The sequence below is a fragment of the Geminocystis herdmanii PCC 6308 genome (assembly GCF_000332235.1).
Taxonomy (GTDB): Bacteria; Cyanobacteriota; Cyanobacteriia; order Cyanobacteriales; family Cyanobacteriaceae; genus Geminocystis; species Geminocystis herdmanii.
In genome coordinates, this window is record NZ_CM001775.1 from 1,459,333 (window position 1) to 1,472,879 (window position 13,547).

Annotated in this window: 13 protein-coding genes; 5 read left to right on the forward strand and 8 right to left on the reverse strand. The window is 33.1% G+C overall.

All coding sequences use genetic code 11. The features are described 5' to 3' along the window. Positions 1 to 90: 90 nt before the first annotated feature. From SYN6308_RS07445 to cysH, 6 genes are all read right to left on the reverse strand, one after another. Positions 91 to 3,159, reverse strand: coding sequence for a type ISP restriction/modification enzyme (locus tag SYN6308_RS07445; protein ID WP_017293812.1), 3,069 nt, complete (start codon positions 3,157 to 3,159; stop codon positions 91 to 93). A gap of 344 nt (positions 3,160 to 3,503) precedes the next feature. Next, positions 3,504 to 3,746 carry a type II toxin-antitoxin system HicA family toxin gene (locus tag SYN6308_RS07455; protein ID WP_017293814.1) on the reverse strand — a complete coding sequence of 81 codons (243 nt, stop codon included), beginning with the start codon at positions 3,744 to 3,746 and terminating at the stop codon, positions 3,504 to 3,506. After that, positions 3,743 to 3,961 (reverse strand): hypothetical protein, encoded by a 219-nt coding sequence (locus SYN6308_RS07460; RefSeq protein ID WP_017293815.1) that lies wholly within the window; start codon positions 3,959 to 3,961, stop codon positions 3,743 to 3,745. The genes SYN6308_RS07455 and SYN6308_RS07460 overlap by 4 nt, the downstream gene beginning before the upstream one ends. A gap of 181 nt (positions 3,962 to 4,142) precedes the next feature. Beyond that, the gene (gene mtnA / locus SYN6308_RS07465) at positions 4,143 to 5,249 is read right to left on the reverse strand and encodes an S-methyl-5-thioribose-1-phosphate isomerase (protein ID WP_017293816.1); all 1,107 of its coding nucleotides are present in this window, start codon (positions 5,247 to 5,249) and stop codon (positions 4,143 to 4,145) included. A gap of 86 nt (positions 5,250 to 5,335) precedes the next feature. After that, a complete protein-coding gene (gene purU / locus SYN6308_RS07470; RefSeq protein ID WP_017293817.1) occupies positions 5,336 to 6,190 on the reverse strand; it encodes a formyltetrahydrofolate deformylase in 855 nt (284 codons plus the stop codon). A gap of 87 nt (positions 6,191 to 6,277) precedes the next feature. Next, positions 6,278 to 7,081 (reverse strand): phosphoadenosine phosphosulfate reductase, encoded by an 804-nt coding sequence (cysH, locus tag SYN6308_RS07475; RefSeq protein WP_017293818.1) that lies wholly within the window; start codon positions 7,079 to 7,081, stop codon positions 6,278 to 6,280. A 114-nt stretch (positions 7,082 to 7,195) separates the two neighbouring features. Here cysH and smpB point away from each other — a divergent pair, with 114 nt between their 5' ends. From smpB to SYN6308_RS07500, 5 genes are all read left to right on the forward strand, one after another. After that, the gene (gene smpB, locus SYN6308_RS07480) at positions 7,196 to 7,660 is read left to right on the forward strand and encodes an SsrA-binding protein SmpB (RefSeq protein WP_017293819.1); all 465 of its coding nucleotides are present in this window, start codon (positions 7,196 to 7,198) and stop codon (positions 7,658 to 7,660) included. A gap of 191 nt (positions 7,661 to 7,851) precedes the next feature. Continuing rightward, positions 7,852 to 8,325, forward strand: coding sequence for a peptide-methionine (R)-S-oxide reductase MsrB (msrB, locus tag SYN6308_RS07485; RefSeq protein ID WP_017293820.1), 474 nt, complete (start codon positions 7,852 to 7,854; stop codon positions 8,323 to 8,325). A 1-nt stretch (position 8,326) separates the two neighbouring features. Beyond that, the gene (msrA, locus tag SYN6308_RS07490; protein WP_017293821.1) at positions 8,327 to 8,908 is read left to right on the forward strand and encodes a peptide-methionine (S)-S-oxide reductase MsrA; all 582 of its coding nucleotides are present in this window, start codon (positions 8,327 to 8,329) and stop codon (positions 8,906 to 8,908) included. A 212-nt stretch (positions 8,909 to 9,120) separates the two neighbouring features. Then, positions 9,121 to 9,375: a type II toxin-antitoxin system HicB family antitoxin gene (locus tag SYN6308_RS07495; protein ID WP_017293822.1), complete on the forward strand. Its 255-nt coding sequence runs from the start codon at positions 9,121 to 9,123 to the stop codon at positions 9,373 to 9,375. 70 nt (positions 9,376 to 9,445) lie between these two features. Further along, positions 9,446 to 10,024, forward strand: a complete 579-nt coding sequence (locus SYN6308_RS07500; RefSeq protein WP_017293823.1) for a Uma2 family endonuclease — start codon at positions 9,446 to 9,448, stop codon at positions 10,022 to 10,024. Positions 10,025 to 10,113: 89 nt separating this feature from the next. On the opposite strand, the gene SYN6308_RS07505 is transcribed toward SYN6308_RS07500, so the two are convergent. Together SYN6308_RS07505 and lysS are read right to left on the reverse strand one after the other, a co-directional pair. Next, on the reverse strand, positions 10,114 to 11,520 hold the full coding sequence (locus SYN6308_RS07505; RefSeq protein ID WP_017293824.1) for a hypothetical protein: 1,407 nt from the start codon (positions 11,518 to 11,520) through the stop codon (positions 10,114 to 10,116). A 249-nt stretch (positions 11,521 to 11,769) separates the two neighbouring features. After that, positions 11,770 to 13,338, reverse strand: a complete 1,569-nt coding sequence (gene lysS, locus SYN6308_RS07510; protein WP_017293825.1) for a lysine--tRNA ligase — start codon at positions 13,336 to 13,338, stop codon at positions 11,770 to 11,772. Positions 13,339 to 13,547: the final 209 nt, after the last annotated feature.

Here is a 13,547-nt window from a genome sequence, read left to right on the forward strand (position 1 = left end):
TAGTTGGTGGGCAATGCCCACCCTACTAAAATCATTGCAAAAGCGTAAAATTTTACGCATCTACAGGAAATGTGATAAAAGTCTTATAGATTAAATATTTGTCAGTAATGCTGTTAATATTTCAGGATAAATTTTATCTATGTCATCTTGAAGACTAAAAGTCTCATAAATTGCTGTGGCAATGCGACTAAATTCGATCGCATCAGCAAATTCTAGGGTAGTTTTGCGTTTAAGATACTGTTGAATAACTCGATTTTTGCCGATTTCAAAATTCCATAACTTATCACTGATATTATCAAAATATTGGGTTTTATTAATATAGATAACTTGTTTTTTACTATCATATTTTATCTTCTCAATTTTGCCCTCCCCTTCTCCTTTAAATTTTACTAAAGGTTTACTTAATTTGCTTGATTTGAGTAGATGTAAATTAGCTAATTCTTTGCCTAATTTTGCCATATTGAAAAATAAATCAACATCTTCAGTAAAAGGTATTTTAGGATAGTCAATTTTTAATGACTCTGCAAAGCTATCACGATAAATATTTGAGTATAAAATGCCGTAAATATAATAAAAAATTTCCTCTGTTATATTCTCTCTTTGATAGGTTTTTTCTAAAAGTTGCTCAAATTGAGGATTAAGGTTAGAAATTCTTTTGCGTTTATCATACATTTCTTGATTAATTTCCGCTTCACTGCGATTAATCCAAAGAGGAAATACATAAGATTGCCCTCCTAAAAAATTAATATCGGTTAAACTATTAGTGATAAAACAGTGATTATAAATATTATCTGTATGTCTTTTTTTGATAACAAATCCTAAATTATCATCGTTAATAAAATTCATCATTACTGCTTTTCTATCTCTGTCAATAAATAAACTTTCATAGTAAATTTGACGATAATAAAAAGGTTTATGAAAATAAGGATAAAATAATTGTTCATCAATAGTTTGAAATTTTGCTTTAATTTTCTCAATATTAAAAGATTCTGAATTATCGAGATTATAGGTTTCTTTAATTAAACCTTGATCAAAGTTTATAAAATTTCTTAATCTTGATATTAATATCTCTTTTTTATCTGCAATGATAAAACTATCTCTATGGGTTTTTATGCCACTGGTATTTTTCTCAAAAATTTGATCAATAGCCCAAAATGAGTTATACAAATCAGCATTAGTAAAATTCTTTCTTTCAAAGAAAAAATGCTTTTCATCAATTCTTATTTCATCTTCTTGACTAAAGGAAGTTAAGATATTATTGCTGTTTAAATAGTCATATTTTAAAGCTCGATTGCCATACAAATCTCGACAAAAAAGTTTGCCGTAGGTAGTTTTTTTCTTAGCTTCTTTTTTGACTAAAAATATAATCGCTGTGCCGACTCGAATATCAAAAACATTATCATCTTTTTCTCCTTCGGGAGTTTTTTCGTATAACTTACCATGTAAATTAAGGATATAAATTTCGTCAAATGTTAGTAATAATTGTTTGCGTAAACCTTTCGCCGCCGCAATATTGAGATAAGTATTTTTGGTAATTAAACTAACAACTCCGCTTCCCGATTGTTCGATTTTCCAATGACAATAACGGATAAATTTAATATAATCATCGGATAAAATTTGAATATTTTTTTCATCTTTTACATCCTCTTTATAAAGTTTCATTATTTCTGTTTCAAACTCAGATTTATTATAAGAAGCGATGGAATAAGGCGGATTACCAATAATCGCTAAAACAGGAGTTTCTTTTTTGATTAAGTTTGCTTCTGTTGCTTCTTCTGCTAGGGATGACAACCCCGGTAACTGGGGTATTTCTACCATCTTGGCATCTAAGGTATTAGTTAAATATAGCTGAAATCGATCGACATCTTCAAAATTATAGCCATATTCTTGCAGTAAATAAGACATTTTTAAATGGGCGATGGCATAGGGAGACATCATTAATTCAAAGCCGTAAAAATTCTGTAAAATATGCCCTTTAATAAAACTTTTTTGGTTGCCATTTCCGAAGTATTCCACAAAAGTTGTTAGGGCTTTTTTGACAGCTTCTGCTAAGAATGTTAAAGTACCTCCTGCTGGATCAAGCACTTTTACGGTATGATCAGCAAAACCGATTTTATCAAAGTCTTTTTTTAAGATTTCTTCCACAGAATTAACGATATATTTTACTACTGCTGAGGGTGTGTAATAAACTCCTCTTTTTTCACGGGTAGTGGGATCATATTGATTTAAAAAAGTTTCGTAAAAATGTATAATGGGGTCTTCTCCTCTGCCTTTTTGATAAAATTCCTGTAAAATTTTACTAGCATCAGCTACCCTTAAAACTTCGGCAATATCATCGATAATTGTTTCCATCTGAATAGATAATTTACCTAAAGAAATATACTCAAAAATATCTCTTAAAATACCTATAGTTGGCGGTATATTTTCGATGGCATTTTTGCGACTAAATATTTCGTCTTCTTTTGCTCTTGTTTTCGCTGTAAATAAGTCATAGGTGATAGTTTGGGCGTATAAATCTGCAAATTCATTCTCGGCTAATCCTGCAATTAAATATTGTTGAAAAGCCTGATAAAATCCTTTAATATAGTTTTTCTTATCTTCGTTTTTTAACTCATTAGTAATTATTTCATCCCTTAAAAATCTAGTTCTTTTTGCTAGTTCGATCGCCAAAATTTCCGCAGTAAATATTTTAGGTAAAGAAAAGTCAAAAAATCTAGTTAATAATTGTTCAAAATCGGCTTGATTTTCTAGTGGAGGAATGGTTTTTAATTTGTCCGTAACAAAATATCTGCCGATGGAAACTTGTTTAATTAACTCTCCTTGACGATATAATCTAAACTCATAAAAGTTAGTTAAAATAACGTTAGGAAAGGTGCTTAAATAGCGTTTTAATTGCTCTGAATTTTGAGTTTTATCTAAATCAGTATTAGGGATTTTTGCTTCAATATAACCGATAATTTCATGATCACCATCCCATACTCTAAAATCAGGATTTCCTGCTTCGGTTTTTTTGGGTAAAATAGTGACACTTACTTTTTTTTTCTGTAGAGAATTAGCGAAATCGGTGATTAAATTTGCAATGGCAGGATAAAAACTTTCTTCTCTTTGATCACCATGTAAACAAGTTTTTGCTATACTTTCTAAGTATTGTTTGAACATGAGAAAAATTTAATAAAGTAATATTAGTTATTATATAGCAATATGAATCGAAATCTTGTCAAAATTCGTAAAAATTTACGTTGGTTAGTTATTGTCTTAATTCCTAGTACCATAATTTTATATTTATTAAGGGGATTTGGATTATTAAGTTTTGTATCAGGAGGCTTTTTTTTGTTTTTAATAGTTGTTTCTTTTTTCTCTTTAATTACTTTTCTAGTTTTACAAACTTATTGATTAAAATGCTATTTTATCTTGTCAAGTGAGATTTCGATGTTAACATTTCACCCATAGACGCAAAGTTTTACTTTAAGTGATTATCCGAACTTAATATTAAACTGAAAAATTTAATTAAAAAGTTTATTTAATAACTCATTTTTATTAAGATGAAAATGATTACCTATATCTCTAAAAATAGAGTTTAATGTACCTACTTTTAAGGGATTATGGGCTGGAATAGTCAAATGATGTTCTCCATTTTCTTCTGTCGTTAAACGAATATGACTACCTGTTTGATGACTAATTTTATATCCTAATTTTTTTAATGCTTTAATTAATTGTTTATTTGATAAATCTCTTGGTATTTTCACGAAGCTATTACCTCATCTCTTACAATATGTAAGCGAATTATTTGAGGGCGAATTTCTTCATCAATAAAATGACAATTAACAGCATCTTTTATCTCTGTTTTCAATTCTTCAAGAGTTTCTGCTTCCGTGAAAATAGATTCTCCCAATGCTTGGGCTATATAACCGCCTTCTAGGGCTTCTTCGACTAAAAAGATAATTTCTTTAATGGGTTTCATTACTTTAATAAATTATGTATGATTTTGATAAAAATAGAATATTTGTTGGGTTTCGTTTCCTCAACCCAACCTACCAGTTTTATGCTGATACTGATAATAACTTAATATGATTTGAGAGATTGCTTCGTACCTCGCAATGACAATATAAGAGAATATCGCAATGACAATATACAAAATCATGTTAAAATTTTTCGGGAAATAAACTTCTAATACCTTCTTCGGAAGCGTCACAGATTCCCCTTTCGGTGATTAATCCTGTCACATATTTAGCTGGAGTAACATCAAAACCGTAATTCATCGCTGGAGTAGTTTCAGGGCAAATTAATACAGATTTTATCTCACCGTCAACTTTGCCTTGTATATACTTTACTTCGTTTTGATCTCGTGTTTCGATCGAGATTTCTGTAATACCATCAGCAATAGAGCAATCTAAAGTAGAAGAAGGTAAGGCAACATAAAAAGGGATATTGTTATCATAGGCGGCTAAGGCTTTTAGGTATGTGCCAATTTTGTTAGCTACATCCCCATTACGAGTAGTTCGATCGGTGCCAACTATAACCAAGTCCACCATGCCATGTTGCATTAAATGCCCTCCCGTGTTATCAGTAATTAAAGTATGAGGGATGCCTTGCTGATTCAACTCAAAGGCAGTTAAATTTGCGCCTTGATTACGAGGGCGCGTTTCATCAACCCACACATGAATATCGATTCCTGCTTGTTGTGCCTGATACATGGGAGATGTTGCTGTACCCCAGTCGATCGTCGCTAACCAACCAGCGTTACAATGGGTAAGGATATTAACGGTTTCACCATGTTTTGCCTCCGCAATTTTTTTGATGAGAGATAACCCATACTCCCCAATTTTAAAGCAAATTTCAATGTCTTCTTGTTTAATGTCATTAGCTTTTTCTAAAGCAATGTTGATTTTTTGTTCAACGCTTTCACCTTGATTAATTGCTGTTAACATTTGCTTAATTGCCCATACCAAATTAACCGCTGTGGGGCGAGTTTGGGCGAGTTTTTGGGCGACTTCTTCTATATATTTATCAGGGTTCGATCGAACTTGTGTTTCCAGAGAAGCCAAGTATATTCCATAGGCTGCAGTAACACCAATTAAAGGCGCACCCCTTACCACCATTTCTTTGATGGCGAAGATTGCGTCATCAGTATTTTTGATGTCAAAAATTTCTATTTTATGGGGAAAAAATCGTTGATCAAAAACTTGTATAATTTGATTATTTTCCTCATTTAACCAAATAGTTTGATAATGTTTTCCATTAATTAGCATAAATTTTAAGATAAAAAATTATTGATTTTATTGAAGATAAAAAGTTGAAAATATTATTTGAAAGTGAAAGGACAAAATGTTAGATTTTAAGCAAAAACTACCGTACGATTTCCATAGACTAAAACTCGATGTTGTAAATGTAATCTTACCCCTCTGGCTAAGACAATTTTTTCTAAATCTTTACCCTTTCTAATCAAATCTTCTACAGTATCTCGATGACTAATTTTAACCACATCTTGCTCTATAATAGGACCAGCATCTAAATCTTGAGTAACATAATGGGCGGTTGCACCGATAATTTTCACTCCTCGACTATAGGCTTGATGATAAGGTTTTGCACCAATAAAAGCAGGTAAAAAAGAATGATGAATATTAATCACATGGGGAAATTCTTTAATAAAATCAGAGCTTAAAACCTGCATATATTTTGCCAAAATAACTAAATCTATATTAGCATTTTTTAACAACTCTAATTGTTTTAATTCTTGTTCTTTTTTATTATCATTATTAATAGGTAAATAATGATATTCTATCCCAAATTGTTCAGCAATTTTCGCTAATTTTTCATGATTACTAATAATTAAACCAACTTTCACTTTTAATTCTTTAGCTTGAATACGCCATAATAAATCATACAAACAATGATCTTGTTGACTTACCCAGATGGCTACTTTGGGTATGGTGTCAGAAAAATGTAGTTGCCAATCAGCTTGTAACGGTTGTGCGATCGAACTAAAAGCACGGGCTATCAAGTCTTTAGGCAAATTAAACCCCTGTAACTGCCACTCAATACGGGAGAGAAATAAACCCGCTTCAAGGTCTGTATGATGATCGGCATGAATAATATTACCGCCATTAGAATAGATAAAATTAGCAATTTTGGCAACTAAACCTTGTTGATCTGGACAGGATACGAGTAAAGTAGCAGTATCTAGGCTCATAAGTTAATGGAGAATGGAGAATTGAGAATTGAGAATTGAGAATGAATAGGGGGAGACTATTAATTGTTAATTGTTAATTGTTAATTGTTAAAGTTGACTGGAATCAAGGCTTTGTGCTTCTTCTGTGGTAGTGGGTAGATGTAAACCGCATTCTTGTTTTACCCCATGAAAACGGGTATCTCTTTCGTTATCATCATCTGCCGTCAAAGGGCGACTGGAATGCCAATCCCCTACAGACACATAACCTCGATCGAAATAGGGATGATAGGGTAAATTATACTTAGTTAAATATTCATAAATATCTTTAGAGTTCCATCTAAGTATAGGTAAAATTTTATATTGTTCACCTTGTTTATTGACAAAACTCAATTGTTGTCGATAGTCAGTTTGATTTTGTCTTAAACCTGCTAACCATGCTTTAGCGTTTAACTCTTTTAATGCTTTTTGCATGGGTTCAACTTTACGGATTCGATCGTACAAATTTAAAGAGTCAATATCTTTATTTTGCCAGATTTTACCATGAATTGCCTCCATTCGAGCAGGAGAAACATCGGATTGATAGACTTTCAAATTAAGATTAAGTCTTTGGGTTAACTCATGGGCAAAAATATAGGTTTCCTTGGGCAAATATCCTGTATCAATCCAAATAACAGGAATATTAGGGATTACCAAAGTGACTAAATGCAACATCACCGCCGCTTGAATGCCAAAACTGGTACTCATCACCAAATTTTTGTTAAATTCCTGATTTGCCCATGCTATAATGTCTTGAGCATTAGCTAAAGCAAGATTGTCATTGATAGCCTGAAGATCGAGATGATGATGAGAGAGAGGATATATAGACTTAACAGAGGCGTTTTCCTGATGTGATGTTAACTTAGTTTCTAGCACTTCGATCGATTTTCCAGATAAGAGGTTAAAATTGAGTTTGATTCATTGAGAATATTATATAGTGATCTCTTAAGATTTGTTATACTCAAATTATCATCAAAAAATAATTATTCCATGACTGACAAACCAACCATCAAAATTATTAGCGATAATCGTCAAGCTAGATACCTCTACGAAATATTAGACACCTACGAAGCAGGAATCGAATTAGCAGGTACAGAAGTTAAGTCTATCAGACTCGGACGAGTTAATTTAAGAGATGGTTATGCTTTAATCCGCAACGGGGAAGCATGGTTAAGTAATGTCCATATTTCTCCCTACGAAACTACAGGTAAATATTTTAATCATGAGCCACGGCGTAATCGTAAGTTATTATTACACAAGAAAGAAATAAATAAACTCATTGGTTTACTAGAACAACAAGGATTAACTTTAATTCCCCTCAAGATGTATTTTAAAGGAGAATGGATCAAAGTGAGCTTAGGAGTGGGCAAAGGTAAGAAACTCCATGATAAACGAGAAACGGTGAAACGTCGAGAAGATCAACGAGAAATGGCAAGAGCATTAAAAAGATTTTAAGGTAAATTTGAATTAAAAAGGATAAATTGCCTTTTGCGATCTTAAAATAAAACTTGTCAATAACTTTAAAATCCCTTAGCGTCTTTGCGCCTTTGCGTGACAAAAAAATACCTATCAAATTGTCACAACAGAAAATTTTTTCAAGTTATTAAACAACCCTTAATAATACTAAAATTATATATATAAAAATGATGAAAAGACGTACCTTTTTTACTTTTTCGATATTGCCTTTAATTTTTGCCCTTAATCAAACTAAATCTAATGGTGATAAGTCTCAAAAAATGTCCTTATCCGATGAACAATGGAAGAAAAAACTAACTCCTGAACAATATAATATTCTGAGAAAAGAAGCAACAGAAAAGCCTTTTTCTAGCGCTTTAAATAATGAAAAAAGAAAAGGAATTTATGCTTGTGCAGGGTGTGATTTACCTTTATTTAATTCCAGTACTAAGTATGATAGTGGCACAGGTTGGCCGAGTTTTTATGATTCGATCGAGCAGTCTTTAGGAACGAAAAAAGACTTTAAACTAATCTTACCACGCACGGAATATCATTGCGCCAAATGTGGTGGACATCAAGGTCATGTGTTTAATGATGGACCAAAACCCACAGGAAAACGTTATTGTAATAATGGTTTAGCCTTAAAATTTATACCTCAAGCCTAAAATGAAGAAAATAATAGCCATCATACTTTTTACTTTTTTAATTTTAACACCTTTTGCCCATGCTGAAACAGAAAAAGCGACCTTTGCAGGAGGTTGTTTTTGGTGTATGGAATCCCCTTTTGATGAAGTGAAAGGAGTTATTTCCACGACTTCGGGTTATACGGGAGGAAATGTCAAAAATCCTACTTATAAACAAGTAAGTAACGGAAAAACAGGTCATGCGGAAGCAGTAGAGATTAAATATGACAATAATTTAGTCAATTATAGCCAATTATTAGAGATTTTCTGGAAAAATATTGATCCCACTGTACAGAATAGACAATTTTGTGATGTAGGCAATCAGTATCGTAGTGGCATTTTTTACCATGACGAAACCCAACAGAAATTAGCATTACAAACTAAGGAAAAAGTTGCAAAACAACTCAAAAAACCTATTTATACCCAAATACAACCCGTTAAGGAATTTTATCGAGCGGAAGAATATCACCAAGATTATTACAAGAAAAATCCTCTTTTGTACAAATATTATCGTTATCGTTGCGGTAGAGATCAAAGATTAACGGAGATTTGGGGAGAAAAATAATAGACATTTACCACATTTTCCGTAGAGGCGTAAAATTTTACGCCTCTACAATGATTTCATCGTCTGACGGTTTTAACTTTATCTTCAGGAATATCACAATTTTCTAACAAATAATAAACCATTATAAAAGTTACAGATATTGTTCGGTTTATGGAAAGACGATCGAATTTATTGAACTATAATAAAGAGTATTTTTAGGCATCAATAATTTTATGAATTATCAATATACAGCTAAATATATCAAAATTCCTTCGGGATATATGGGGCAAATTATTGAATGGCAAGAAGTTGTTACAGAGGGAGAAAACTTGTCAGAATGTCGATTAATGTTAGAAGATGCTTTAAAGGAGATGATATTAGCCTATCAACAACAAGGCAAAATAATTCCCGTGAAAAAACATAAAATTTTCGATCGAATTACTGCAAATCAAATTTGTAAACAGGCAGGATTAGCCAAGAAGTTTTAACGTGATAGAATTGGTAAACCAATAAAAATACAATAGTTTTATAATCAAAATTAATTAATGAAAGAAAATAATGGTACAAACTCTAGTAAAAACAATCTCCTTAGCAGAATTTCTCACACAACCTGAGACGAAACCTGCTCAAGAATACTTTGATAATCAAATGTTAGCAAAACCCATGCCCCAAGGACAACATAGCCGTATTCAATTAAAGCTAACTAATGCTATTAACGCCGTCACCGAAAACTCTCAGATTGCCCTTGCGTTTCCTGAATTAAGATGTACTTTTGGAGGCAGATCGATCGTGCCTGATGTGGCAGTATTTATATGGGATCAATTACCTGTTAATGAGGATGGTACAATTGCCAATAAATTTGAGATTGCACCAAATTGGATGATTGAAATATTAAGCCCTGAGCAATCTATGAGTTTAGTTACGAAAAAAATCATCGGTTGTTTAAATAATGGTACAACAATGGGTTGGTTAATTGATCCTCATTCAAAGTTAATTTTTACCTATACAAATGGTAGTCATCCTCAAGTTTTTGAGTTAGAAAATGAGATTATTTCTGTGCCTAGTTTTGCCGAAAATTTACAAATTACTTTAGGAGAGATTTTTGGTTGGTTACAAGTAAAAACAGTTAAGGGTTAAAAATGTTAATTTTTCAGTATTTCTCCTGTCTCCCGACTCCTAACTCCTCTTTCCTCTCCTCCTCATTCGACTTTTTAAGCAACCACTACTTATTTAAAAGGTCCTAAAATGGTTCTTTCTACAAGGGTTTGAGTAGCTGTATAATTACCAAAATTACGTCTAGCTTCTATTTGTATTTGTACTGCTCTACCTATTTCTAAATGGCGAGGATCGATCGATAATTGACCAATATCGAGAATAAAACGATTGTTGGCATAACGAATAAATTGGGGGGGGATTTCTCCTTCAAAACGTAAGGTATAGTCATTTACCGGGCGTAAACGGGCTTCAGCAGAGTTGGAAACGCTATACCTAATATAAAAATTCGTGGCAATCAAATCGGATTTTTCGGCTTCGTCAAGGATTTCTAGTTGCAGGTTTTGTCCAAATTCTTTGATTCCATTACTTTTGAGACGGGTTGCATCCTGCGCTCTTATGGCATTAAATACAAATAATTCTGTAACGTTATTTCTTTGTAAAATATTGGTTTCTAACCATAAATCTTCAGGAAATTTCATGGCAACACTTCGATCGTCCTGTAAATTAAGAGTAATAGTTCGATCGCCAAAAGGAGCAAAAACTTGAGGAGCATTCCAAATTAAAACTACGGAATTTTCTACCCTTTCCACTAACTCTAAATATTGATCCTCAATCATCGAACCTTGGGCGAATAAATTGGTTGCACCAGTACGAGTTTCCCAAATATTTTTGGATAAACTAAAACCACGATTTTTTAACTCGTTCATAGTGACGGAAGCCGTCAATCGATCAGGGGCGAGGGGTTGATTTGTATTAATTAAGGTTAAACTGCCTAGTTTTCCTTCTCTACCGTTACGACCCGATCGACCATTTTTGCCATTTTCCCCATTGATACACCTAAATTCTTTAGTACCACAACTATAGTCAGGTGAACCTGGTCTGCCACTGCAAGACTCTACAGTCCAATAAGGTTGAGGACATTGACAACCATTTCCGCCATTGCCACCATTGCCTCCATCTCCACCTTTGCCACCATTTGCTAAAACATAAATCTGTCGTAGATAATTTTTATCCGTAGCATAGATAGTTAATGAGCCACCATTGCCCCCATCTCCACCATTTCCGCCACTACCACCATCTCCACCATTAGCACCCACAAGATTATAATTAACGTTAACGGGCTGATTATCACAGAGAGCATTTTCTCCTTTAACTCCACTTTCTCCAGCAATGCCCTCTTGCCCTGATAAATTGAGATTGAGAGGTGAACCATCAGCAAAAATGGTTAAGGCTTCACTATCTCTACCTTTATTGCCATCTTTCCCCGTTGTGCCTTCTCGTCCGTCTTTGCCAAAAGCAATTATTTGATTCGCTGAAGCGCTTAAAAAACAAAGGGCGGATTTTGAGGAAAAAGAAGGAAATGGATTTGGCAGAAACAAAAATAATGCCGTCAAAGAAACTCTTGCTAACCAAGCCATAATTATTACATTAAAATTATCTCTTAAAACTCTATCATATAGTTGATAGACTCAGGAGAGAATAAAAGATAAGTGAGTAGGCAAAATTAATTGTATGTTTACTTTATGAAAGGCAAAAGGCAAAAGGCAAGAGGCAACAAAGATGTAAGTTATTTTAATTAATTTTAAAATTCACAATCTATTTTGCATGAGTACTTATAGGAGTTGCAATCTCAAGATTGTAGGGTGATGCACACCCCACAATTTAACTTAAATAACTTCACCTAAACGTTTTAAAACAAAATTTTTGTCTAAATAAGAGAATAAGTACCCTGCTTTTGGTCCTTTTTCTTTTCCTAAAAAGCTGTAATAAACCGCAGGAAATGCGATATTAGGACTCACTCCTAATTGTTTTGTTGCGGTAAATAAGGCAGTTTGTAATTCTTCTCCTTCCCACTTTTCTACGGTACTTAAAATCTCTTTTAAAGTAGCTAAATATTGTTTTTGTTCATCGGTTAAATTAGCTGTAATTTCAGGGATTCGATCGAAATAAATGACCAGTTTTTCTTCTTCATCGGCATAATTTTCTAACCAATTTTTCGCCACAGCAATACGTTGGTTTATTTTCTCCCAATCATAATCGTTTAAAGGACGTTCAGCTCTCTTAATAATTTCCTCTTTTAAATCTAAATGGGGTACTTGTAAAAGAGAAATAATCGTACTAATATCAAAAGTATAAAAAGGTTTAATTTCCTCATCTAATTGAGCATAAAATAAAGGTAATAAAGTTTTATCTAACTCAACATTTTGATTACTTTCAGCTTTTTGAGCATAGTCATTTAATAAATTATCATAATCTCTAAATAAACGGGTAATTGTCTCGTAATTAGGTGCAAAATTAATTACAGTTTTTGGTTGAGTTCTTAACATTAAAAAACGTAATAATTCAGGAGGTAATAAGTCCGCCATGTCTTTTGCACTTGAGCCGACACCCTTAGAAGAACTCATTTTTGTTCCATTAACTAGGATAAATTCATAAGGAGAATGGAAGGGAGGTTTTTTCTGCAAAACTTTACGACAAATACCATTCGCAACATCACGAGAACCACCTTTTTGGGAGTGATCTTTTCCTGCCATTTCCATGGTAACACCCACTAAATCCCATTTAGCCACCCATTCCACTTTCCAAGGGAGTTTACCGTTACCATCAAAAGGTGACACCCAACCTTCACTACCGCATCCTTTTACCCAATCTGTAGCGTCTTCTTTGCAGGTGTAAAAAACTTTTTCTCCGTCATAGTCGGTGACGGTAGTAGTAGCGATTTTGCCACAATTAGGGCAGATTACCTGAAAAGGATACCAGTTATCAGCTCGATCGGCTTTACTAACATCTTTATAAACTTCTCTAACTTCTTTAGCATGACGTAAAAACTTATCAATATAAGGGTTTAATTTGCCACTACGATACAAGTCTCTTAGATAGTAAATCTCAGCTTTAACGCCTAAATATTCAAATACTTCGAGAAATTCCTCCATAAAATATTTAGCATAATCTGGGGCGCTTTCATCAGGAGAAGGCACATTACAGAGGGGATAGCCCAAGTAAGGGGCAAATTTTTCTTTATCTAAGTAATGGGGGATAGTATCCAAAGCGTCATAATCATCAACGCCATAGGTAAATTTAACGGGTTTTCCTGCTCGTTTTAAAGCGCGATACATGACATCATGAATAATCACTCCGCGCACTGAGCCTACATGAACTCTACCTGAAGGGGTTTTGGAATCGTTAACTAATTCTGGTTGTTGTGAAGACTCGGCTATTTTATCCGCCCAAAACATAATTTATTCTCTCTTATCTGGTTATACTTTAAACCTTTCATTATATAGCAATCCTTGATCAATAATGAGAATTTTGCTAATGAGAAGGGGAAGTTAATTAGGGTCTGCTGAAAAAGTCAAAAAAACAATACGTCTTAAACACTTATTGTATGTAATAAGACAAAGTATAATTTAATCTTTGTTTCTGATGTTTCTTTTAATTTTGTTTT